At 65.4% G+C, this 21,495-nt stretch carries 19 protein-coding genes; 2 read left to right on the top strand and 17 right to left on the bottom strand.

The window, feature by feature from the left end:
- The first annotated feature begins 650 nt into the window (after positions 1-650).
- Positions 651-1,307, top strand: a complete 657-nt coding sequence (locus FHT09_RS05930; RefSeq protein ID WP_104606479.1) for an HNH endonuclease — start codon at positions 651-653, stop codon at positions 1,305-1,307.
- 337 nt (positions 1,308-1,644) lie between these two features.
- Positions 1,645-3,561 carry a 1-deoxy-D-xylulose-5-phosphate synthase gene (gene dxs / locus FHT09_RS05925; protein ID WP_104606513.1) on the top strand — a complete coding sequence of 639 codons (1,917 nt, stop codon included), beginning with the start codon at positions 1,645-1,647 and terminating at the stop codon, positions 3,559-3,561.
- Positions 3,562-3,698: 137 nt separating this feature from the next.
- Here dxs and FHT09_RS05920 read toward each other — a convergent pair whose 3' ends face one another.
- From FHT09_RS05920 to FHT09_RS05840, 17 genes are all read right to left on the bottom strand, one after another.
- Positions 3,699-4,955: a glycosyltransferase gene (locus tag FHT09_RS05920; protein WP_104606480.1), complete on the bottom strand. Its 1,257-nt coding sequence runs from the start codon at positions 4,953-4,955 to the stop codon at positions 3,699-3,701.
- Positions 4,945-5,556: a hypothetical protein gene (locus FHT09_RS05915; protein ID WP_104606481.1), complete on the bottom strand. Its 612-nt coding sequence runs from the start codon at positions 5,554-5,556 to the stop codon at positions 4,945-4,947. Before FHT09_RS05915 ends, FHT09_RS05920 begins: the two co-directional genes overlap by 11 nt.
- Positions 5,534-6,685, bottom strand: a complete 1,152-nt coding sequence (locus FHT09_RS05910) for a glycosyltransferase (protein WP_104606514.1) — start codon at positions 6,683-6,685, stop codon at positions 5,534-5,536. Before FHT09_RS05910 ends, FHT09_RS05915 begins: the two co-directional genes overlap by 23 nt.
- Positions 6,676-7,635 carry an NAD(P)-dependent oxidoreductase gene (locus FHT09_RS05905; protein WP_104606482.1) on the bottom strand — a complete coding sequence of 320 codons (960 nt, stop codon included), beginning with the start codon at positions 7,633-7,635 and terminating at the stop codon, positions 6,676-6,678. Before FHT09_RS05905 ends, FHT09_RS05910 begins: the two co-directional genes overlap by 10 nt.
- Complete coding sequence (locus tag FHT09_RS05900; RefSeq protein WP_104606483.1) at positions 7,632-8,480, bottom strand: MBL fold metallo-hydrolase; 849 nt, start codon at positions 8,478-8,480, stop codon at positions 7,632-7,634. The genes FHT09_RS05905 and FHT09_RS05900 overlap by 4 nt, the downstream gene beginning before the upstream one ends.
- Positions 8,481-8,515: 35 nt before the next feature.
- Entirely contained in the window at positions 8,516-9,547 is a 1,032-nt protein-coding gene (locus FHT09_RS05895) for a 3-oxoacyl-[acyl-carrier-protein] synthase III C-terminal domain-containing protein (protein ID WP_184416874.1), read from the bottom strand.
- Positions 9,548-9,681: 134 nt separating this feature from the next.
- On the bottom strand, positions 9,682-10,701 hold the full coding sequence (locus tag FHT09_RS05890) for a TraB/GumN family protein (protein ID WP_104606484.1): 1,020 nt from the start codon (positions 10,699-10,701) through the stop codon (positions 9,682-9,684).
- 92 nt (positions 10,702-10,793) lie between these two features.
- Positions 10,794-11,255 carry a cupin domain-containing protein gene (locus FHT09_RS05885; protein WP_104606485.1) on the bottom strand — a complete coding sequence of 154 codons (462 nt, stop codon included), beginning with the start codon at positions 11,253-11,255 and terminating at the stop codon, positions 10,794-10,796.
- 35 nt (positions 11,256-11,290) lie between these two features.
- Positions 11,291-12,085 carry a WecB/TagA/CpsF family glycosyltransferase gene (locus FHT09_RS05880; protein ID WP_104606486.1) on the bottom strand — a complete coding sequence of 265 codons (795 nt, stop codon included), beginning with the start codon at positions 12,083-12,085 and terminating at the stop codon, positions 11,291-11,293.
- Positions 12,086-12,089: 4 nt separating this feature from the next.
- A complete protein-coding gene (locus FHT09_RS05875; RefSeq protein WP_104606487.1) occupies positions 12,090-12,884 on the bottom strand; it encodes a polysaccharide pyruvyl transferase family protein in 795 nt (264 codons plus the stop codon).
- 33 nt (positions 12,885-12,917) lie between these two features.
- Complete coding sequence (locus FHT09_RS05870) at positions 12,918-14,117, bottom strand: glycosyltransferase (RefSeq protein ID WP_104606488.1); 1,200 nt, start codon at positions 14,115-14,117, stop codon at positions 12,918-12,920.
- Between the two features lie 64 nt (positions 14,118-14,181).
- Positions 14,182-15,666 carry a lipopolysaccharide biosynthesis protein gene (locus FHT09_RS05865; RefSeq protein ID WP_104606489.1) on the bottom strand — a complete coding sequence of 495 codons (1,485 nt, stop codon included), beginning with the start codon at positions 15,664-15,666 and terminating at the stop codon, positions 14,182-14,184.
- Positions 15,667-15,683: 17 nt separating this feature from the next.
- Positions 15,684-16,733 (bottom strand): glycosyltransferase, encoded by a 1,050-nt coding sequence (locus FHT09_RS05860; RefSeq protein WP_104606490.1) that lies wholly within the window; start codon positions 16,731-16,733, stop codon positions 15,684-15,686.
- Positions 16,730-17,872 (bottom strand): glycosyltransferase family 4 protein, encoded by a 1,143-nt coding sequence (locus FHT09_RS05855; protein WP_104606491.1) that lies wholly within the window; start codon positions 17,870-17,872, stop codon positions 16,730-16,732. Before FHT09_RS05855 ends, FHT09_RS05860 begins: the two co-directional genes overlap by 4 nt.
- A gap of 67 nt (positions 17,873-17,939) precedes the next feature.
- Entirely contained in the window at positions 17,940-19,028 is a 1,089-nt protein-coding gene (locus FHT09_RS05850; protein ID WP_104606492.1) for an acyltransferase family protein, read from the bottom strand.
- Positions 19,029-19,041: 13 nt separating this feature from the next.
- Complete coding sequence (locus tag FHT09_RS05845) at positions 19,042-20,133, bottom strand: acyltransferase family protein (RefSeq protein WP_104606493.1); 1,092 nt, start codon at positions 20,131-20,133, stop codon at positions 19,042-19,044.
- Positions 20,130-21,416 (bottom strand): polysaccharide biosynthesis protein GumE, encoded by a 1,287-nt coding sequence (locus tag FHT09_RS05840; protein ID WP_181141350.1) that lies wholly within the window; start codon positions 21,414-21,416, stop codon positions 20,130-20,132. Before FHT09_RS05840 ends, FHT09_RS05845 begins: the two co-directional genes overlap by 4 nt.
- Positions 21,417-21,495 lie beyond the last annotated feature (79 nt).

The following is a 21,495-nucleotide window of genomic DNA, read 5'->3' as shown; positions in this document are numbered from 1 at the left end:
GGTGCGCTCTTACGGCAACATCGCGGGATTCCGCCGCTGTCGTAGGAGCGGACCTGGCCGCGACGAGGCGGTACCGATCGGCGAGACGTCGCGCCCGGGTGCGCTCCTACGGCAACATCGCAGGATTCCGTCGCTGTCGTAGGAGCGGACCTGGCCACGACGAGGCGGTACCGATCGGCGAGACGTCGCGCCCGGGTGCGCTCCTACGGCAACACCGCAGGATTCTGCCGCTGTCGTAGGAGCGGACCTGGCCGCGATGAGGCAGTACCGATCGGCGAGACGCCGCGCCCGGGTGCGCTCCTATAGCAACACCCCAGGATTGCGCCGCTGTCGTAGGAGCGGACCTGGCCGCGACGAGGCAGTACCGATCGGCGAGACGTCGCGCCCGGGTGTGCTCCTATGGCAACACCCCAGGATTCTGCCGCTGTCGTAGGAGCGGACCTGGCCGCGACGAGGCGGTACCGCTCGGCGAGACGTCGCGCCCGGGTGCGCTCCTACGGACAAGGCCTGCAACGCGTCCGAAGATTGGTGACGCAGCGCTGCCGGGGCGGCTGGGCGGGGACGTGCTGATCCCTGATTGCAAGACGCGCGCCAAAGCCATTCGCTGCGATACACAAACTGTCAACGATCGGGTATAAGCTGTTTTCCCGATGGAGACAGACACGCACGCAGGTGATGTGATCTTCCCCGGAGGCTCTTCTGCTCCGGTCGCGGGCAGCGCTGTCGCTGCAATCCAGCAGCTTCCTACCTTGCGCCTGCTTTCGCTCGATGCGCATGGCCGGGTGCTGGACTGGATCAACTGGCAGGACGCCGCCTGTCTGTACGCACGCGATGCGGTGTCCTGGACGCTGGGCGAGCCCTGCATGCAGATCCATGGCGGCATCTCGCGCCTGACCGGCGCGCGCAGCGTGCTGGAATTGCATCCCATCATCGCCGCACGTGGGCACGCGCGTTCGCGTGCGCTGGACCCGACGCCGACCCTCAGCAACACTGCGCTGTTCGCGCGCGATGCGCAGTTGTGTATGTATTGCGGCCAGCACTTCAGTCGTCCGCATCTGACCCGCGATCACGTCATGCCGGTCTCCAAGGGCGGCCGCGACAGCTGGGAGAACGTGGTCACCGCCTGCTTCCAGTGCAACTCGCGCAAGGCCAACCGGACGCCACAGCAGGCGCATATGCCGTTGCTGGCGGTGCCGTACCGGCCGAGCTGGATCGAACATCTGATCCTGTCCAACCGCAACATCCTCTCCGACCAGATGGCGTTCCTGCGCGCGCAGTTGCCCAAGCGCTCGAAACTGTCGCTGTAGCCGGCTCGGCACCACGCGCCGAGCGCCAAGTTGCGAGCATTGGCAACGGCCGACTGAGAGAAGGCGTCGTCGACGGTGTCGAGTGTGTCGTTTCACGACGCATGCCCTCGCGTCCGTCCCGCATGCGTCGACTCCACCCGCGAGCCATACGACGCCCGCGCATATCGCCCAAGGGCCCTGGTCAGGGTGCGGCAGATTGCCGCAGCCCTGGGAACCCGGCACGCACGCCTGCACTGCCGACAGGCTCGGCCCTCACTTCCCGCTGACAGCTGAACCGGCTTGCTTGCCGGGCCTTCGCATGGGGAGGACAATACGGCTTCAGAACATTGACACGATGATGATCGACTCCACCCGCTATCCGCGCCTGTCCCGCATCCAGACCCCCGACGACCTGCGCACTTTCGACGAGGCCGATCTCACCGCGATCGCCGAAGAGCTGCGCGCCTACCTCATCGAATCGGTGGGCAAGAGCGGCGGGCATTTTGCGGCCGGCCTGGGCGTGATCGAACTCACCGTCGCCCTGCACTATCTATATCAGACCCCGGTCGATCAGCTGGTATGGGATGTGGGTCACCAGACTTACCCGCACAAGATCCTCACCGGCCGCCGCGAGCAGATCCACACGGTCAAGCAGAAGGACGGCGTGGCGCCGTTCCCCAAGCGCGAAGAGAGCGTCTACGACACCTTCGGCGTCGGGCACTCCTCGACTTCGATCTCGGCCGCGCTGGGCATGGCGATCGCCGCGCAACGCAGTGGCGACGAGCGCAAGGTGGTGGCGGTGATCGGCGACGGCGCGATGACCGCCGGTATGGTCTACGAGGCGCTCAACCACGCCGGCGGCATGGACCCGGAGCCGAACCTGCTGGTGATCCTCAACGACAACCGCATGTCGATCTCCGAAGCGGTGGGCGGGCTGACCAAGATGCTGGGGCGTGCCAGCGGCAGCCGCACCCTCAACGCGATCCGCGAGGGCGGCAAGAAGATCCTCGGCGACAAGAAGAACAACCCCACCGCGCGCTTCGTACGGCGCTGGGAAGAACACTGGAAGGGCATGTTCGTGCCGTCCACGCTGTTCGAGGAAATGGGCTTCCATTACACCGGCCCGATCGACGGCCACGACCTGCCCGGCCTGGTCGGCGCACTGAAGACCCTGAAGACGCTCAAGGGCCCGCAGCTGCTGCACGTGATCACCACCAAGGGCAAGGGTTACGAACTGGCCGAAGGCGACCAGATCGGGTACCACGCCGTGGGCCCATTCGATCCGAGCAAGGGCCTGGTCGCCAAGGCCGGCGCCAAGAAACCGACCTACACCGACATCTTCAGCGACTGGGTCTGCGACATGGCCGCGGCCGAGCCCAAGCTGTTGGTGATCACCCCGGCAATGCGCGAAGGTTCGGGCCTGGTGCGTTTCAGCAAGGAGTATCCGCAGCGCTATTTCGACGTGGCGATTGCCGAGCAACACGCGGTGACGCTGGCTGCCGGCATGGCGACCCAGGGCGCCAAACCGGTGGTGGCGATCTACTCCACCTTCCTCCAGCGCGGCTACGACCAGCTGGTGCACGACGTGGCGGTGCAGAAGCTCGACGTGCTGTTCGCGATCGACCGCGGCGGCGTGGTCGGCCCGGATGGCGCCACCCACGCCGGCAACCTGGACCTGAGCTTCCTGCGCTGCGTCCCGCACATGGTGGTGATGGCGCCGGCCGACGAAGCCGAATGCCGTCAGATGCTCACCACCGGCGTACATTACGAAGGCCCGGCGGCAGTGCGCTACCCACGCGGCACCGGCCCCGGCAGCGCACTCGATACAGCGCTCACCACCTTGCCGATCGGCAAGGCGCAGTTGCGTCACAGCGGCACACGCATCGCCCTGTTGGGCTTTGGTGCAAGCGTGGATGCGGCAGAAGCGGTCGGCCGCGAACTTGGCCTGACCGTGGTCAACATGCGCTTCGTCAAACCGCTCGATAAGGCCATGCTGCTGGAACTGGCCGAAAGCCACGAAGGCTTCGTCACCATCGAAGACAATGTTGTTGCCGGCGGCGCTGGCTCGGGCGTGGCCGAACTGCTCAGTGCCGAAGCGGTCACCATGCCGATGCTGCACCTGGGCCTGCCGGACAGCTTCCAGCACCACGCCAGCCGCGAAGACCTGCTGGCCGAGGCCGGCATCGACCAGGCTGGCATCCGCGCTGCGGTGCTCAAGCGCTGGCCGCAGCTGATGGCAGGCAAGCCGCCAGCGTTGAATGCCGCTGCGGGCTGAGGCCTGCGCTGGTTGCACGCGGCGGCAGTTGCGGCAGGCGGTTGGACGAATCGCCTGCCTGTGTCGGCAATGACCTATGACGGGTGATGACGCGGATGTAGTGACCCGCCACACGACCGATCCCGCGCGATGACGCATTAAATCTGCGGCACCGCACAGGTGCGTGCAAATTCGTCCACCAGCCGCACGATGCGCGCCTGCGCTTCCATGTCGTGCAGCTCTGCCTGCAATCTACGCACGCCCGCTGGCAGTTCGGTGGCAGCCAATGCATCGCGTAACAGCGCAGCCAGGCCGTCCAGCTTGCGTAGCCACCAGGACGCACCTGCGCTGTGCAGGCGCGCGGCATGGTCGAACTGATCGTAATCCAGCGGGTAGACGATCGACGGCAAGCCCGCGGCCAGGCAGGCATACAGGATGCCGGCACCGCCATGGTGGACCACCAGCTCGTAGCGATGCAGCTGCTGCGCGTAGTCCACGTACGGCAGGCGCTGGTAGTTGCCGTGCGTCTGCGCTGGCGCCGCGGCGCTATCGCCATCGCTGAAGTGGAAGATCACCTGCGGAAACTGCAGCGCCACCGCACGCAGCACCTGGTCCATCCGCTGCTTGACCCATTGCAGATGCGTGCCCAGCGTCACCAGCACATGCCGACGACCGGGGATGAACTGCGGCGGCGCAACCGACGCTGGCGGCGTGCACAACTGCGGCCCGACGAAGCGCACCGCCGCCGGCCAGCGCCGCGCCAGCTCGAACGACGGCAGCCCCAGGGCCAGGATGCAGTGCGGCGAATACACCGCTTCGCTGCGATCGCTGCGATAGATCGCCGGCAATCCGGATGCGCGCATCTGACGGCGATAACACAGGTGCAGGCCCCGTTTGAAGCCACGCGTCAGCCGCCGCGCCATCGCCTGCCAGATCCGCTGCCTCGCCGTGGATGCCGGAAGCAGGCCACCGAAATACGCCGGAGGCCCGTCGCCGGTTTCGATCACGCATGGCGACGGCATGCTGGTCCACCAGGCGATGCCCATCGCCTGTGCCGCCAGCCCCGCGCTGGGCAGGGTGAAGTCGGCGATCACCAGATCCGGCCTCCGCTCGCGCCAGCGCTGCCGTACCGCATCGCCCACCCGCGTCATCAGGCCAAGCGCGCTGTGCAACTGTCGGCGCAGCCGCAAGGGATTGTGGCCGACCGCATGCGGTGGGTTGGCGATGTCGAGCAAGTGCCGGTCGGCGTGCGCATCCAGCACGCCGACCGCGCTCAGTCCGCATGCACGGATGCGCGCCAGTGCGGCCGGCGTGCTGATGACGTGCACATCGTGATGTGGCGCCAGCTGCCGGGCGATCGCCAGGATCGGATGCAGATGCCCGCTATACGGCGGCGCGATCAGATCAATGCGCATGCCCGCTCCCCTGCACTGCCTGCTCGACCTGCGCGATGAAGGCCTGGCAATCGGCCAGCACCATCGCATCGCGCAGATACGCCATATGCCCGCATGCAGGGGTCAGGTCTGGCGTACCGGCGAACAGCGCGCGCGAGATCCAGTCGCCGCTGCCCTGGACGACGCGCAGCTGCCCGAACGTGGCAGGTGCATTGCACACCGGGCCATAGGCGAACACGGCAAGGCGTGCGCGCAGCGCCTGCGGCAGCCGTAACGCTGTCAGCAACTGCAGGCCACAGCTGCCGGCCAGCAGCACCGTCGTCGGCGCCTGCTCCAGCAGCGCGACCACGCGCAGGCGATCTGCATCGGCAACGCGTGCGGCGCGTGCGGCCAGATACTGGCGCGCGTTGGACACGCTGGCGCGCCACAGCGGCGTATGTCGTTGCGGTGGACTATCAAGGCGATACGGATAATTGCAGTCAATCAGCCGTCGGCCCGGGCCTTGCAGCTGCTGCAGAAAATGCTGCTGTTGCATGCTCAATGCGCAACTCTCCGGATCGCTTTGCCCGGTGAGGAAGGCGATCTGCAGGGTGGCGCCGTCAGTCCGCACGAAAGCGCCCATCCGGCAACACGCGATAATGCCGGGTGCGCCAGCGGATCGTGCGCACCAGCGCAGCATGCAGCAGATGCAGCGGCTGCAGGCACTCCGCAACCACCGACAGCAATGGACGGTGGCGAACCGCACCGGTCAACCGCCATTGCACCAGGCACAGCACCAGCGCACGCAGCAGCACGGTGCCCAGCACCCAGGCCAGCGCCGGCCAGCTCGCCTGCACGCAGGCACAGGCCAGCAAGGCCAGCAGCAGCAACGGCGGCAACCCCTGCAGCACGCCGATCGCCGCACGCACGCCCACGCTCTGCCGACGCAGCAGGATCGACGCGAACAGCATCCATCGATGCATCTGGCGTGCGTAGCTGGCCAGATCCGGCATCGCGGTGCGCATCGCCACCGGCGCGACGGATTGGCGCAGTCGCCCGCCGCGCTCACGCACCAAGGTGGCAACGGCCAGATCGTCGGTGAGCTGCTGCAGTAACGCGGCAAACCCGCCCCATGCGCGCAGTTGCTTGGTGCGTGCGGCATAGCACATGCCGTTGATGGTCAGCGGCGCGGCGAACGGCAACCAGCCCAGATAAGTCAGCGCCGCATTGTTGTTGACGAACTGCGACAACAGGCGGCCTGCCAGCGTGGCGCTGTCCTGGTAGTACGGCAACGCGGTGACCATATCGGCGTCGGTCAGATCCTGCAGCAGGCGTGCGAGCGCGCTGGCGCTCAGCTGTGCATCGTCGTCGAGGATCAGGCTGATCGGCGCGCGCACATGTGCCAGCGCGTGCTCGAGCTTCCACGCCTTGGGGTTGATGCCGGCTGGCGCGGCCGGCACCCACATGCGCTGGATGCGTGCATGCGGATGCAGCGCAATCAAGGCGTCAGCAACGCTATTTCCCGGGCCATCGTCTGCATCCAGCAGCCAGACAAACTGGGCGTCCGGCAGCGCTTGCAGGTTGGCCGCAAGCACCTGCTGCAAATGCGCATCGCCACCCAGCACCGGCTGCAGGATCGCCACCTCGGCTTGGGTGGTGGCACCGCCCGGCGGCAGCGCGCGTGCCTCACGCAGCACCCACAGCACCGCAGCCGTCTTGACCATCAGCACCGCCAGGTAGGCAGCTGCCACTATCGGAACGACTACGCCCACTGCGCCGCCTGCCAACGCACGAATGCCTCGATGCCTTGTTCCAGACTGACGCTGGGCCGCCCGAGATCGGCAAGCGTGCGTCGTGGATCGAACGTCTTGGAATAGGCGAACGCACCCACGCCGAAGCGCGTGATCGGCGGCTCGCCGCGCAGACGCAGCAGGCGATACATCGCTTCCACCACGCTGGCCATGCGCAATGCAGTGGCGATGCGCACCTCGCGCCGCGGCAGCGGCAGCTGCAGACGCGTGAGCAGGTCCAACAACAACTGCTGCAGATCCACCGGCTGCGCATTGGTGAGGTTATAGGCCGGCTGCAACTGCTGCGCGGTCGCGGCGCGATAGAGATAATCGCACAGCGTATCGATGTAGATCAGGTCGCCGATCACCGGCTGCGTCTGGCCGACGAAGCGTGGCAGCGCACCCTTGCGCGCAGCGGCGATCACCCGCGGGAACAGCACCGTGTCTCCCGGCCCGAACACCGCACGCGGGCGCAGCACGGATTTGTCGCCTGGATAGTGCTTCAGCAGCGTTTCGCCAAGGTATTTGGTCTGTGCGTAGGTGTTGACGAACGCTGGCCCGATCGGGCTGTCCTCGCTGAGGTCGTATTGATGCTCCTCGCGATAGAACACCGAACTGGACGACACATACAGCAGACGCGGGCCGCTATGGCGCTTGCAGAAGTCGATGACGTTGGCGGTGGCCTGGACGTTGTGCAGGTGGAACTGCGCGCGCGTGCCCCACGGCGAGGCCAATGCCGCAGCGTGGATCACCACATCCGGCTGCCACGGCAGCGAGAACGGCTGGCTCAGATCGATACGGTGGTAGTTGGGCAGATCGCTGGCGCGACGACCGATGCCGTGGATCTCCACACCCGGTTGCCCCTGAAAACGCCGCAAAAAGGCACCACCGACAAAGCCGGATGCACCGGTCACGAGAATACGCAGGCTCATCGCCACTCCGGTTGATAACGGTCAAGACTGGGTTGGCAATGCGACGGCAGGATGGTCAACTCCGGGTGCGCGTGCGACAGCGCGTGCAGCTGCTGTACGGTGCGCCGGAACGCATGCCAATCGTGCATCAGTAAACGTGTGGGCCAGGCAGGCCACTGCAGTGCCGACCAGGTCGCCGACGACCACACCGCGTCGGCACACAGCAGCACCTCGCGGTCGTGTTGATCGCGCAACCACAGGCCCATCTGCCCAGGCACGTGCCCAGGCAACGGCACGGCCAGCACGCTACCGTCTTCGAACAGATCGTAGGCCTCACCCAGACCTTGCCAGGCGCCGGTCAGCGCACGCAACGGCGCCTGCTCGGCAAACTGCAGACGCCGATCGAAATCCTCAGGCAGCAGCTGCGGCAACAAGGCACGCCGCAGGCCGCCGAGGCGCGAACAACTGCGCAGCTGTTGATAGTCGGCGCGCAGGCACACGAAGCGCGCGTTGGGCAGATCGCGCAGACCGCCGACATGGTCGGCATGGAAGTGCGAAATCAGGCACCAGGCGATCTCTTCCAGCTGCACGCCACGGCGTGCCAGCTGTGCGCCCAGCGTCTCGTGCGCGGGCAGGCGCACCGGCGTGGTCCAGCGATACAGGCGCTCGGGCCAGGGATCGGTCGCGCGGAAAAAGTGCTCCGCATACCCGGTGTCGTACAACAGCGCGCCGCGCTGCGGATGTCGGATCAGCACGCTCAACGCGGGAAATTCCACCGCATGCCAGTGGCCGTCCGCACGCACCATGCGCTCGCAGTGGCGGCAATGGCCGATGCGCAGCAACTCGAGCGACAGGCGCGGCGGCATCAGGGCGCGACCTGTTCGGAACATGCGCACATGCCCTAGTACCGCAACACCATGCCGCCGATCGCCAGCCCGGCACCGGTGCCGAGCAGCGCAACCAGATCGCCACGCTGCACGCGTTGTTCGATCCGGGCGTGATGCAAGGCATGCGGCAACGAGGCGGCGACCTGGTTGCCGGTGGCCTGCAGGATGCGAATCACCTGATCGGAGCGCAGCCCCAGCGCCTGCACCACATGATCCAGGCCGCCACCGGAGGCCTGGTGCGGCACCAGGCAGCGCAACGCTGCCGCGGTGGTGCCGGCCTCGCCCAGCAACCGTTCCCAGAATGCAGGCAGATGGCGCGCCGCGAACCGGTAGGCGCCGCGCCCATCCATGCTGAAGCTGCGCAAGGCCTCGGGCGACTGTTCTTCGCCGCGCGGATAGCGGGTGCCGCCGCCGCGAATGCGGCACAGCTCCGCGCCATCGCCGTAACTGGACAGGCGGCTGGACAGCAGTGCCGAGCCGTCGTCGTCCGCGCTGCGCCCCACGACCACCGCGGCCGCCCCATCGCCAAACAAGCCGGCGGTGGCCGGCGACGATGCATCCAGCCCGCCCGATGCCACCTCGCTGGAAACGATCAACACGCACCGGTAGCGCCCGAGCGCCAGCGCATTTGCGGCCATGTCCAGCGCCACCAGAAAGCTCAGGCAGGTCGCGTTGACGTCGAAGGCCGGGATGCCCGAATCGCCCAGCCCGAGCGCGCGCTGGATCAGCACCGCCTGGCAGGGAATCGGCTGCTCCATGACGCTGCAGGCCGAGATCAGGCAATCGACCTGACTGGCGTCGATGCCAGCGCTTGCCAGTGCTTGGGTCGCCGCCGCCGCCCCCATCGACGAAGCCGTCTCGCCCTGGCCCACGTAATGGCGCGTGGCCACTCCCGAGCGCGCGAAGGTGGTGCCTGCCGGCAGCTGCCAGCGTTGATCCAGCTGGTGCGAGGTCACCTCCGTGGCGGGGACATGGCGCCCGGTGCCCAGGATGCGCAGCGGCAATGCGTTCAACACGGAGGTCTCTTTGGACAAGGCGCGCAGCATACCGTGGCTGGCGTGGGCCGAGCCGATCGATCGCCGGAGCGCGCGGTGCGCATGCCTGCCTGCGTGGACGGCGATCGGTCAGTCGATCGCCATCTCGTTCCAGACGACAACTGCAGGGCAGTCGTGCCGACGCGTCAAGGCGCTTCCACCGCATATCCCAGCGCCTGCAGTCGCGCCAGATAGCCATCGGCTGCGGTCAGCCGGCTGATCGGCAGCACCGCGAAGGTGCTGCGATTGCGTTGCAGCGCGGCGGTGGCGATGCTCAGCCAGCGCTCGCGCATGCGCCGTTCCAGATCGTCGATGCCGCGCTTCCTGGCGGCACCGGAACTGGCCATGGCGCTCATGCAGGCGGCCTGAGGATCTTCGCGTGGCAACTGGCGCAGTGCATCGATATCGCCCACCGACCAGGCGTTGGCGCGCTCGACCATCGTGGGCAAGTCGCGCTCGACGGTGATCAGGATGCTGCGAAAGCACGCGACATCGTCCATACCGCCGGCGCGGAACTCCTTGATGGCCTGGCGCGGGTCGGAGATCTTGTAATCCAGCGCGGTGGGGATCGGCTTGATCCCGGCGCGCTTGGCGGCACGCTCCACCACCGACCAGATCACCGGCGAGCGTGCCAGGCCGGAACGTTTGATCGCCGCCTGATACAACTCGCCGGCGGCAAGCATCGGGCGCTTGCGCTCCACGCCACGGTCGCTGCCGAGATAGCGTGCCTTGGCAACCGACCAGCGCGCATACAGCTCGGCCGGCAGCAGCTCGCGCAGTTCGCGGCCGTCTTCGTTCTTCATCGCCTTCATCGCCGATGGCAGCAGGGTCAGTTTGCCGAACAACCCCATGTCCGCATCGATCTGCACGGTCGGTGCCATCAGCACCTGCTGCGACTGGCCGATGATCGTTTCCACCTCGGTCGCCTGCCACTGCAGCCGCTTCGGCAGCGGCGACACGGTGCCCAGGATCCACAGCACATGCTCGTCCTTGCTGACCTTCCACAGGCCCGGGCCGGGCTGTACGCCGCGCACCACCATCGCTTCCAGATCGACCACGGCCGGCGGCGATGGCGCGGCCGGCGGCGGCTGCGTGCCATCGCTGGCCGACGCCAGCAACGAAACCAACATCATTCCCACGCCCCACCCCGCCCGCTGGCCTCGCATCACGTCTCGCCCCCTGTGTGAGAACGCGGACACTACGCCAAGCCGGCCATGGCCGCGTTAGGGAAATGTTCGCCGCCGCAGCCGCCGATGGCTCAGCGTGGATCCAGGCTGGCCAGGTGCGCGGCCAGCGGCGAGGCGCCATCGAGCAGCGCAAACCCTTCCCACACGAATCCCGGCGAGACCGTGCAGCCCACCAGGGTGAAATCGCCAAGCGATCGTGCCGCCTGCCAGTACCCTGCCGGCACCACGTGCATCGGTTCGCCGCGCTCGGCGGCATCCAGGATCAGGCGTTGCAGCTGTCCGCTGGCCTCGTCGTAGATCGACAGCTCCAGCGCATCGCCCTGCTGCCAGTGCCAGACTTCTTCTGCATCCACGCGATGCCAGGCGCTGGATTCGCCGGCAGCGAGCAGGAAGCGGATGGCGGTCAGCGCCGGGCGCGGCTGGCCGCCATCGCTCACCTGGTGCGCAGACGCATACGTGCGACGGAAATGCCCGCCCTCCGGATGCGGGGCGAGTTCGAGCGAACGGATCAGCTTGGCGGCGGTCGGATGCATGGCTACATGCTAAGCCAGCCAACGCCGCGCGCGCATCACCGCAGGTGCTTGCCCGCGCGCAGGCAGGTGCGGAAGAACACCAGCAAATCCCAGCTATAGCGCTTGAGCAGACGGCGCGGCTCGTTGAGCAGCCGGTACATCCATTCCATATGCAGGCGCCGCACCCAATCCGGCGCACGCTTGGCGGTGCCGGACAGGAAATCCAGCAACGCGCCGACACCGAATACCAGCGGCACGTTCAAGGCACGGTTGTGATCCAGGATCCAGCGCTCCTGCAGCGGGTTGCCGAAGGCCACCAGCAGCACATCGGCGCCCGAGCGATTGATGCGCTCGGCCAGGCCCTCGCCGGCGGCGGCAAATTCGCCGTAGCCGTCGCACATGCCCACCACTTGCTGCCCCAGTGTCCCAGTCAAGGTCGCGGCAGCGGTCTTGCCCACGCCGGGACGACCGCCGAGCAGGAAGAACGTGAGCGGCTGCGCGGCCTCGCGACACAGGTACGGAATCAGGTCGGTGCCATTGAGGTTGCCGGCAAAGCGGCGGCCATGGATCAGGCGCGCCGCCAGATCCATGCCGATGCCGTCATTGACGATGCGCACGCTGGGCTCGCGCACCCGCGGGCGCAGTGCCTGGCATTGCACGATGAAATTGGTGTTGGCGAAAAACACCCGGCGCGGCTGCCGGGCGGCCAATGCCTGAAACAACTCCAGTGCGAACGCTTCCTGCGTGGTGGAGAGCACCGGAAATCCGCCGAGCGGAATCACCACGTCCTGCGGTATCGCCAAGTTGGCGGTTGCTGTCGTCTCCGTATCCACGTGCCGGCCCTGCATCATCGGATCACCAAAGATCGTAAGGGAACGCGGCCAGCAGCCCGGCCTGCAGTTTCTCCAGGTCGAAATCGCCGTTGCCGCCAAGCTTCAGACACTCTTCCACGCTGTTGCCAGAGTGCCACTGCATGCGTCCGGTGCCGTTGTAGTAGTCGTCGTACTTGAAGCGATCCTCGCCGTTGCCCCAATCCAGGTAAACGGCCGGAATCCCGTACGCCTCTGCAAGAATCAGCCCATGCAGCGAGCTGCTGATCACCAACTCGGCGCCCAGCAAAGCGCTCATGAACGTCGCAGGCTTGACGTTGGGAAACACCAGATGATCCGCGTAGGCGCTGTACTTCTCGGCCGGCTCGTTGAAATGCGGAACGATGGCGAAGGGGCGCTTGTTCGCCGTTCCCAGCGCATCGGCGGGGAAAAACATCGGGGTCAGCAAACCGGGGTCGCCGTAGACCTCCGGCACCGCGATCCCGCGATCGAGCAGGAATTGACGCGTCTTCGGGCCGCGCACCGCACGCACATCGAGGGTGCTGAAGGTATTCCGCTCGGCGGGAATCTTGCCGTTGATGCCGCTGCCCCAGACGGTGTCGCCGTCCTTGGCGAAATGCAGCACCGACCCGATGGCAATCAGCTTCTTGCTGAGATCGCGCTTCTCGATCAGCGTCTTGTCCTGCAAGGAGAGCACACAGGACACAATCACCTTGGACAGATGATCGCCCATGTTGACGCCGGCGTTCTTCGGCTGCCACCAGAACAAGGCACGGCGCTCCGCATGTTCGATCCATTTCTGCAGCAAAGCATTGGCCATAACGAGCAGTCTCCTAAAGTTGGGTGCGCGGCATCAGTGCGAGAGCACGGCCTCCGAAGAAGCGCGCGCAGCTGCGCCATTCTGCTGCGGGTACAAACGGGTTTCTGGATACGCACCGGGATTCAGTACGCGGTCGGTGGTGTCGGACCAATTCAGGCATTGGCGGTAACGCACGCGCGGTGCGTCCAGCGCGCGACTGATGGCCGCAATGACCGATTCACCGTTGCCGGGAGTGTAGCCGAAACGCGATTGATACGGCCCCACGACGGCATTCGGACACACCGCAGGCAGGCCGAAGAAATCGTATTGCAACAACTTCATCGAGCTATCGGCCAGATACACCGGCACCTGCTCGGATGCGTAAGGCGCGATCCCGAAACGGGCGTGCTTGATGTAGCCGATGGTCTCGGCGTGCTTCATCTCGCCATAGACGATCACGTTGTCGCCATAGCCGGGATGCCGGCCCATGCCCGACCCGATCACGTGGAACGTGACCTGCGGGAACGCCTTGCTGGCAACCACGAAGAAGTCCGGGTCGAACAACATCGAGCCCACCGCGACCGCGTGGATGCCTTCGCCATACGGCGACGGGTCGCCCAGCTGATCCAGGTTGTGGTCCACCCCGTGGCCGACGTGATACACGTTGTCGCGGCTTGCCACTTCCTCTGCCATTGCCGGCGACACCAGTGCGATGACATCCAGCGTCGGTGCAACCCGGTCGAACTCGCGCTCGATATAGGACGCGACATTGATCGTGCTCAGGCCATCGGAGGCGCGATAGACCAGCTTCGCTGCCGGGTTGACGCGCTTGGCCAGCTCGATGAAGGCCACCGCGATCCCGCTTTCGAACACGATCACGTCGGCCTCGCGCATCCAGTCCAGCAACTGGCGTGGCGGATGCGCGGCATACCAGCGGAACATCGCATCTTCGACAGAACGCAGCCAGGCGCGGCGCGTGTTGAACGGATGCACCGTCGTGCGCCACAGGTAGCAGTCCACGCCCTTGTGCGACACCACGGTGTTTGCGGTGTCGTCCAGCGGCAGCCGCATGTCGCCTTTCATGCGCGACAGCCGGCTGTAGCGCAGCGAGAAAAACCGGGTGGTGCCGCGTAGCGCAAGTTGATCGGTGATGAAGTGGATATTGGCGCGCCGTGGCGTGCGGTAATCGTGGGCGGACAGGACCAGGTAGCAAGGCCGGCGAATGCCGGAAGCGGCGACGGGTGTATCGCTCATGGGCCGTGTCCTATGAATGAGTGGGAGAAAGCATGCAAGAACGCAGGCGAAGACAATGTCGATCTCATTGGCGTGCCTTGGCCTGCTTGAGCAACTTGCGGATATTGAGGATGGCAATGACGTCGCGGCGGAACGCGGGCCAGATCGCCAACGCCAGCAGACAGACCGCCGCCATCGTGGCCGCACCAACGGCCAGCTGCTGCCACAGCGGGCCACCGACGGTGATGGATGCGTAACACGCGCACGCCCCCGCCACGCCATACGCCGTCATCGCGCGCACCGCATTGGTGAACAGTGCGCCTACCGGTGCGTCGGAAATCTTGCCGACCCAGAGCAGCGACAACGGCCAGGTCACCAACAGGCCGAACGAATAACCGATCGCCACGCCCATCGCGCCCCAGCGCGAGCCGACGAAGATGCAGCCGATCAGCACGATGCGGCTGACCAGCGAGAACAGCAACTGCGCACGCATCAGGCCCCTGGCAAGGAATACCCAGTAGGTTGCATACGACGCAGTCTGGAAAATACCGCCCAGCGTCAGCACCTGGAACAGGGGCACCGCCTCGCGCCACTGCTCGCCCAGCACCAGCACGATCAGCGGCATGGCCAGCGCGCAGGCGAAGGCGAACAGCGCAACGATCAGATGCACCATCACCGTCTGCCCGCGCAGCAGGAAGGCGCTGAAGCGTTCGCGGTCGTCCTGCAACTGCGACAACACCGGCAACGCCACACTGGTGGCGGGCGCGTTGATCTGATTCAACGGCATCATCAGTAGCTGAAACGCACGGTTGTACAGACCCAGTGCGTCCGGGCCGGTGCGCCAACCGATGATGACCTGCCCGACGTTGCGGCTGGCATAGCCCAGCAGCTGCGCGGCCATCAGGTTCCAGCCGAAGCTCATGAAGTCGCGCATCGGTGCCGAACGTTGATACCCGCCCGGCAACCAGCGTGCACAGCTTGCGGCGATGATGAAATTGACCACCGCCTGCACCACCTGCTGCACCACCAGCGCCCAATAGCCCCAACCCAGCAAGGCGGCAGCGACGGCCGCGCCCAGGCCCAGCACCTGCGATCCCACATCGCTGAGCGCGACCTGGCCAAACCGTAGCCCGCGGCTCAGATGCGCGCGGTATTGCGTGGTCATGCCATTGATCAGGAACGTCACCGCCAACGCCTGGGAGATCGTCACCAGCGCCGGTTCTTTGTAGAAATTGGCGATCACGTGGGCAGAGGCGTACACCGCCACCGACAGCGACAAGCCGATGCCGCTGTTGATCCAGAACAGGTTGTCGCGCTGCTCGCGGCTGACATGCTTGGCCTGTACGGCAGCGGCGGACAGGCCGAAGTCGCGCAGGATCTCGGCCGCACCGACAATGGCGGTGACCATCGCCATCAGGCCGTAGTCGTAAGGCGTCAGCAAGCGCGCCAGCAGGATGATGCCGCCGAATTGCACGACCATCTTGGCCGACTGGCCGATCATGGTCACCGCCGCGCCACCGGCGGCGCGCGAACCGAGGCTGCGCTGTGGCGGCGGCGTGGGGGAATTCATCGTCGGGATCTCTGCGGTCACAGCGCGGCGTCTCCATCCTTGCCGAGCGCTTCCAGGTAGGTGCTGTAGTGCAGCTGTCCGATCCGTGGCCAGTCACGTTGCGAGAGATCCGGCGCCGGGCCGCGCGGCGCGGCGCGCACTTGGTCCAGCATGCCGGTCAGCAATGCCGCATCGAATTCGCCCTCGTAGAGAAACACCCAACCGGGGCCGACTTCGTTGGCAATCGCCGCGTTGGATTCGCTCCACGGTGCCAGCACCGGGCGCGCCAGCGACAACGCCAGCAACAAGGTGCCGGAGTTGTGCATCTGCCGGTACGGCAGCACCACCAACTCGGCCTCGCTGACTTCGCGTGCCAGCACCGGTTCTTCGACATAGGCCAGCAAGGCGCTCATCCGCGGATCCTGCGCGCAGGCCGCCTCCACCAGGCTGCGCATCTGCGGCGTGGCCGGGTTGCCGACGATACGCAGCTTCAGGCGCGGATCGTCGACCTGACGCATCACCTCCAGCAGCGTTTCCAGACCCTTGTACGGGCGAATCAGGCCGAAGTGCAGCAACCGCCCAGGAACTGGCGTGCCTTGCGGCATCTTCGCAAACCACTCGCGATAATGGCCGTGCAGGATGGTGTCGGTGAAGGGCGGCCGCGGCGGCGTGGTCGCGTTGATGCGGATCCAGCGGCGCGTCAGCCGATCGATCCAGCGCAACAGGCCGCGCTCGCGCCAGCCACGATCTTCGTGCGGCGCCAGGTTGTGCAAGGTACGCACCACCGGCGTGCCGGTCAGCTGCAGCTTGAGCAGCAACAGCGTTGCACACACCTGTTTTGCCAGGGTGCCGACCGCACTGGGATGGCGCAACAGATACTCCGGCCAGTGCAGATGCAGCACGTCGTAGCGCGACAACAGCGCATCGCGCATCGAAAAGAAGCGCGGTTGCACTGCAGCGGGCAACGAAGCGTAAAGCTGGGTCAGATATGGATTGGTGCTGGCATTGGGCTTCTCGGTGGAGAACAGCACGGTGACCTGTGGCTGCGCGCTCGCCCGCGCAGTCGTTGCCGCTTCGGGCGCGCTCATCGCACTGCCTCCCGGGTAGCGCGCGTGCCCAACGCAGTGTGGTACTCGTCGACGTAGCGTCCGACCACATGCTTCCAGTCGTAGCGGCTCACGTACGCCATGGACGCTGCACGACGCGTATCGAAATCCGCATCCGCCTGCAGCGCAAGCGCCTGTACCTGGTCTGCGGCCGCATCGATCCGGTCGCGGTTGACGATCACGCCCTGGCCCGATTCGCTGGCAAGTCGCACGAATGGCGGGATGTCGCTGAGGATCGGAATCAGGCCTGCACTCATCGCCTCGACCGCAGCGATGCCGAAGCCTTCATGGCGCGACAGGCAGACGAAGAACTGCGCCTGCTGCATCAGGCTGCGCAGCTGCTCCTGCGAGGGCGACATGCTGAGTTGCACCTTGTCCTGCAAGCCCCGCTCGGCTATCGCCTTGCGCAGGTCGGCCTCGTTCAAGTCGTATTCGCGCCCTGCAATGATCAACCGCCACTGCGGATCACGTTGCAATACCGCCTGCAGCAGCTCCAGGGTTTCGATCAGGCCCTTGTTCACCGACCAGCGGCCGAAATACATCATGGTCCGCCCCGGCCTCGCTGCGCCCTGCCCTGCGTATTTTTCCACGTCCACGCCGTTTTCGATCACCCGCAAACGCGCCGGCGAGACCACCTTGGCGAACAGCTCGCCGTCGTTCTCGCTGGTTGCGATCACCCGCGCATACGCCAATGCCGAGGTGCGGGTGAGCGTCTGAAACCATAGCTGCTTCATCCGCGAGGCGTACGCGGTGTGGAAGAAGCCGCCGTGCGTGGACACCACCATCGGCTTGCCATGCAGCGGCTTGGTCAGCGCCAGATAGTCGTAGAAAAAATCGATGCCGTGCAGATGCACCAGATCGGCCGAGCGGATCGCGCTCAGCACGGACGGCGCCAACGGATAACGCGACGAGCCGCGATAACCGATGCGTCGGATCGGCAAGCCCTGATGTGTCTCCTGCTCCGCAAGCTGCGCGCTCGGATCGGTAAACACCCGATCCAGGGTCACGATCTCCACCGTATCGGCACTGGTGGCCTGGTGTTGCCGGGCCACATTGAGAACGACTTCCTCCATGCCTCCGATCGAAGGATGGAATTGGCGGACGACATGCACCACTTTCATTACGCCAATCTCCTGTGCCAGCGACGCAGACACATCTGCATGCTCGGCTGATCATTCTGGAAGCTCGTCATTTACGTTTCAATCCCAACATCCACGGCGCAGCGCGCACCAGCACCGCACGCATCGGCACACTGACAGCGACAGCAAACGCGCTCAGACCCATCGCCCAGGCCGGTGTGCCGATCAGGCTGCGTGCGGTCACGCCCGTTCGTGCCACCACACTGGTGAGCACCAGAAACACCAATGTGTGCGTGCACAGGATCAGTAAGGTATTGCCACCGATCCACTGCAGCCAACGCCACTGTCGAACGAAATACGCCACACACAATGTCATTGCGGTACCCAGCAGGCTGACCAGCAGGAACACCGCAGCGGAACGCCCGAACTGCAGATTGTTCACATCCACCTGCCCGTTCCATCCGGCCAGCCACCACCACGCCACCGCCAGTACCGGCAGTGCCGGCGCCCAGAAAGAGGCGCCAAGCGCCCGCAGTGGATCGGCATAGCGCGACAGCCATCCGCCCACGGCGATGAAGAACAGCGCGACAGGCAATACATCCAGCGCCAACGGCAGCCGCAGGTGCACTGACGGAAACCAGCCCGCCCATGCCAAGGCGAGCAACAGACTGGCTGCAGCCAGGGCCGCCGTCGTCAGGCGCGTGCGCAAGGCGAGATAGGCCAGCGTGGTGACGAACAAGGCCGGCAGGAACCACAACGCCGGAAGCACGTACAGGCGTGTGCCGTTGGCCCAGAACAGGCCGACAAACGGATCCCACCACGGCAGCACATGCGATGGATGCGGCGCGCGGCTGGTCACTCCCATCAGCAACCAGCAGGCGTAGGCCACCATGAAAAACGCGACATAGGGAACCAGCAACGTGCGCGCCAACTTCGCGATCGTCGCCACCGTCAATGCGCGGTGGCCGAAGCGCTCGCCCACCCAGCCGGACAGCACGAAAAACAGCGGCACATGAAAACTGTAGGCGAACAACTTGTAGGCGGCCGGCATGCCGTTGGCATGCCCCAACACCACCAGGACGATGGCCAGCGCCTTTGCGGCATCGATCTGCCAATCGCGGGTCAACGCAGGCGCCGGTGCGGCCTTGGCACCCAGGCCGCCGTGCCCGGCCGCGTCGGAATACGGCGCGGTGGTCATGGTGCAGCGCCGCTCATGCCGCCACCGGTCGGGCACCCAGGGTCCACGGCGCAAAACGCATCAGCAACCAGCGCAGCGGCACGCACGCGAGCAGCGCAAATACCGTCACGAACACTGCCCAGCCGAGCCCCGGACGCGAGGCACCGAATCCGCCGGCCAGCGCCGCGACACCGGAGAGCACGAAGAACACCAGCATGTGGGTGCACAGGATCAGCAAGGTATTGCGGCCGATCCACTGTATCCAGGCCCAGCCCTGCACCAACCGTGCGGCACAGATCACCATCAGTGAGCCGAGTACTGCGCTGACCACAAACCCGGCGTGGTTGCGGCCGAACTCCAGCATGTTGACGTCGATCCGGCCATTACGATCAGCCAGCCAGGCCACCGGCAGCGCCAGCAATACCGTCGCCAGCGCGCTCACCGGCAAGGAGGTCGGCAGACGTGCAGAAACGTGGATCAACAGGGCGCCCAGCGCATAAAAGCACAGCGACACCGGCAGCACGTCCAGGCCAAAAAAAAGTCGCACTTGCTGGCCCGGAAACCAGCGCATCCAGCACCAGGCCAGGATCAACGACGCCACCGCGATCACCAACGGCGACATCCAGCGGCGCAACACCACGTAGCTCAGCACCGTCACCAGCATCACCGGCAGGAACCACAACGGGGGCTGCACATACAGATCGGGGCCGATGCCGGTGAACATCGCCACGATCGGCTCCCACCACGGGTGGCTTCCCCAGCGCGCCGCCTTCTCGCCGATATTGCGCGTCAGCAACCAATACGCGTAACCGAGCAGATAGAACGTTACATACGGCAACAACAGGCTGCGCGCCTGCTTGCCGATGGTCTGCGACAACCCGGTGGTCCGCGACGCATAGCCCGCCGCCAGCCAACCGGACATCATGAAAAACAGCGGCACGTGAAAGCTGTAGGCAAACAACGTCATTGCATGCGGCACGCCCTTGGCGTGGCAGAACACCACCAGCAGAATCGCCAGGGCCTTGCCGGCGTCGATACGCGGGTCGCGGCTGCGCCCGCCGGTGGCAACGGACGCGCCGGCGACCGGTGCGACCGGCCGGGGTGCCTGCGTTGCCGCCACACTCATCGCGCGCCTCCTGCGGACAGTGGCAATCGCGCCGCGTCGTCGGCCGGATCCTGTGCGGGCAGGCGCGCAGCGGTTGCAGCAGACCAGGTCGGCAGCATGTGCCACAGGCAGCCGCACACGAACCACCACAATGCAGACGTCTTGATCGAAAAATAGCCGTTGGATACCAGCAGGCTCAGTGCGAACGCAAAGATCGCCAGGTTCTTGAACAGCTGCCCTTCCTTGCTCGGCATCAATAACAGGAATGAATACGACAGCAGGAATGCGAGCACGCCGACGATCGACTGCGATGCGATGAAGTAGGCGATGCCACTGTCGAAGTAACGATACGCCTGCGCAAAATCCAGACCCATCCACGAGTTGAAGGACAGGTTATTCATCGAATTGACTGTGAAAAATACCCGGCCCATCGTGGTGTCCTGATAGGCGCTGATTCCGGTGATCCACACCAGCAACCACGCAGTCATGATCACGATCAGAAAAATCAGGAACGCCAGCCGTTGATCCAGACGTTTCAACAGCGGCGACAACAGCACCATCAATACGCAGGTGCCCGCCGCGAGTCGGCCATCGGAGGCCACGATCATGAAACCGATCAAACCGACCGATAGAATCAGCATCGCCGGCCGCATCCAGCGCCAGAACACCAACACGATCGCGGTAAAGAAGCAGATGTAGTTACCCATCGTCACCGGCTCGATGAACATCGAGGAGGCGCGGGGAAGATTGGAGCCCGGCAGGAAGTTGCGCTCGCCCGGTCGCGTGGCGCTGACGAACAGGTTGCTGTCTTCGTTCCAGAACCCTTCCGCGCTCATGCCACGTGCGTTGACGAAGAAGCTCTTCGGATTGACCAGATCGCCGTAGGCGCTCGGCATCGCCAGTTCGAACGCTGCAACCAGCGACACGATGATGGTCATCCGCACGAACAGTTTTGGCACCGACCCGGTGTAAGCCGAACCAAGCACCACGAACGCAAACACCACCAACGCGTCGCGGAAGAACTTCGGATCGATCTGCCAGTTCACCAGGAAGCGCACGAACATCAAGGTAACGATCAGCCCCAGTCCGCTGATGATCAATGCGATGCGCTTGCGGCTCAGCGAACCCAACCCGAGCAGGAAACATGCGGCGTAGATGATGAACTCGACTGCGTAGGTGATCACCGGACGTACGGTGAACACATTCGCGTTGATCAGCGCCAGCACCAGGTTATAACCGACGCCGATCAGCAGCGTCAGCTCGATCAGCAGGTTGTGCCAGCGAACGCGGGCCTCGTCGCTCATTCGGATCAGCATGCAGACGCCTGCTTGAAGGGGACGGCTGCGATGCAGCCGCCCGCGGCGCCCAGCGCGCCAGGTCGCA

It is taken from the genome of Xanthomonas sp. CFBP 8152 (assembly GCF_014199025.1).
Classification (GTDB): Bacteria; Pseudomonadota; Gammaproteobacteria; order Xanthomonadales; family Xanthomonadaceae; genus Xanthomonas; species Xanthomonas arboricola_B.
This window is presented reverse-complemented; position numbering and strand designations above follow the sequence as displayed.

Excerpts from the sequence above, each read along its gene's own strand:
- FHT09_RS05875 (WP_104606487.1), bottom strand. The coding sequence starts at position 12,884 with ATGGCCAATGCTTTGCTGCAGAAATGGATCGAACATGCGGAGCGCCGT.
- FHT09_RS05930 (WP_104606479.1), top strand. The coding sequence starts at position 651 with ATGGAGACAGACACGCACGCAGGTGATGTGATCTTCCCCGGAGGCTCT.
- FHT09_RS05920 (WP_104606480.1), bottom strand. The coding sequence starts at position 4,955 with ATGCGCATTGATCTGATCGCGCCGCCGTATAGCGGGCATCTGCATCCG.
- FHT09_RS05840 (WP_181141350.1), bottom strand. The coding sequence starts at position 21,416 with ATGAGCGACGAGGCCCGCGTTCGCTGGCACAACCTGCTGATCGAGCTG.
- FHT09_RS05895 (WP_184416874.1), bottom strand. The coding sequence starts at position 9,547 with ATGCTGCGCGCCTTGTCCAAAGAGACCTCCGTGTTGAACGCATTGCCG.
- FHT09_RS05890 (WP_104606484.1), bottom strand. The coding sequence starts at position 10,701 with ATGCGAGGCCAGCGGGCGGGGTGGGGCGTGGGAATGATGTTGGTTTCG.
- FHT09_RS05845 (WP_104606493.1), bottom strand. The coding sequence starts at position 20,133 with ATGAGTGTGGCGGCAACGCAGGCACCCCGGCCGGTCGCACCGGTCGCC.
- FHT09_RS05850 (WP_104606492.1), bottom strand. The coding sequence starts at position 19,028 with ATGACCACCGCGCCGTATTCCGACGCGGCCGGGCACGGCGGCCTGGGT.
- FHT09_RS05885 (WP_104606485.1), bottom strand. The coding sequence starts at position 11,255 with ATGCATCCGACCGCCGCCAAGCTGATCCGTTCGCTCGAACTCGCCCCG.
- dxs (WP_104606513.1), top strand. The coding sequence starts at position 1,645 with ATGATCGACTCCACCCGCTATCCGCGCCTGTCCCGCATCCAGACCCCC.
- FHT09_RS05905 (WP_104606482.1), bottom strand. The coding sequence starts at position 7,635 with ATGAGCCTGCGTATTCTCGTGACCGGTGCATCCGGCTTTGTCGGTGGT.
- FHT09_RS05865 (WP_104606489.1), bottom strand. The coding sequence starts at position 15,666 with ATGAATTCCCCCACGCCGCCGCCACAGCGCAGCCTCGGTTCGCGCGCC.
- FHT09_RS05860 (WP_104606490.1), bottom strand. The coding sequence starts at position 16,733 with ATGAGCGCGCCCGAAGCGGCAACGACTGCGCGGGCGAGCGCGCAGCCA.
- FHT09_RS05880 (WP_104606486.1), bottom strand. The coding sequence starts at position 12,085 with ATGATGCAGGGCCGGCACGTGGATACGGAGACGACAGCAACCGCCAAC.
- FHT09_RS05855 (WP_104606491.1), bottom strand. The coding sequence starts at position 17,872 with ATGAAAGTGGTGCATGTCGTCCGCCAATTCCATCCTTCGATCGGAGGC.
- FHT09_RS05870 (WP_104606488.1), bottom strand. The coding sequence starts at position 14,117 with ATGAGCGATACACCCGTCGCCGCTTCCGGCATTCGCCGGCCTTGCTAC.
- FHT09_RS05915 (WP_104606481.1), bottom strand. The coding sequence starts at position 5,556 with ATGGGCGCTTTCGTGCGGACTGACGGCGCCACCCTGCAGATCGCCTTC.
- FHT09_RS05900 (WP_104606483.1), bottom strand. The coding sequence starts at position 8,480 with ATGCCGCCGCGCCTGTCGCTCGAGTTGCTGCGCATCGGCCATTGCCGC.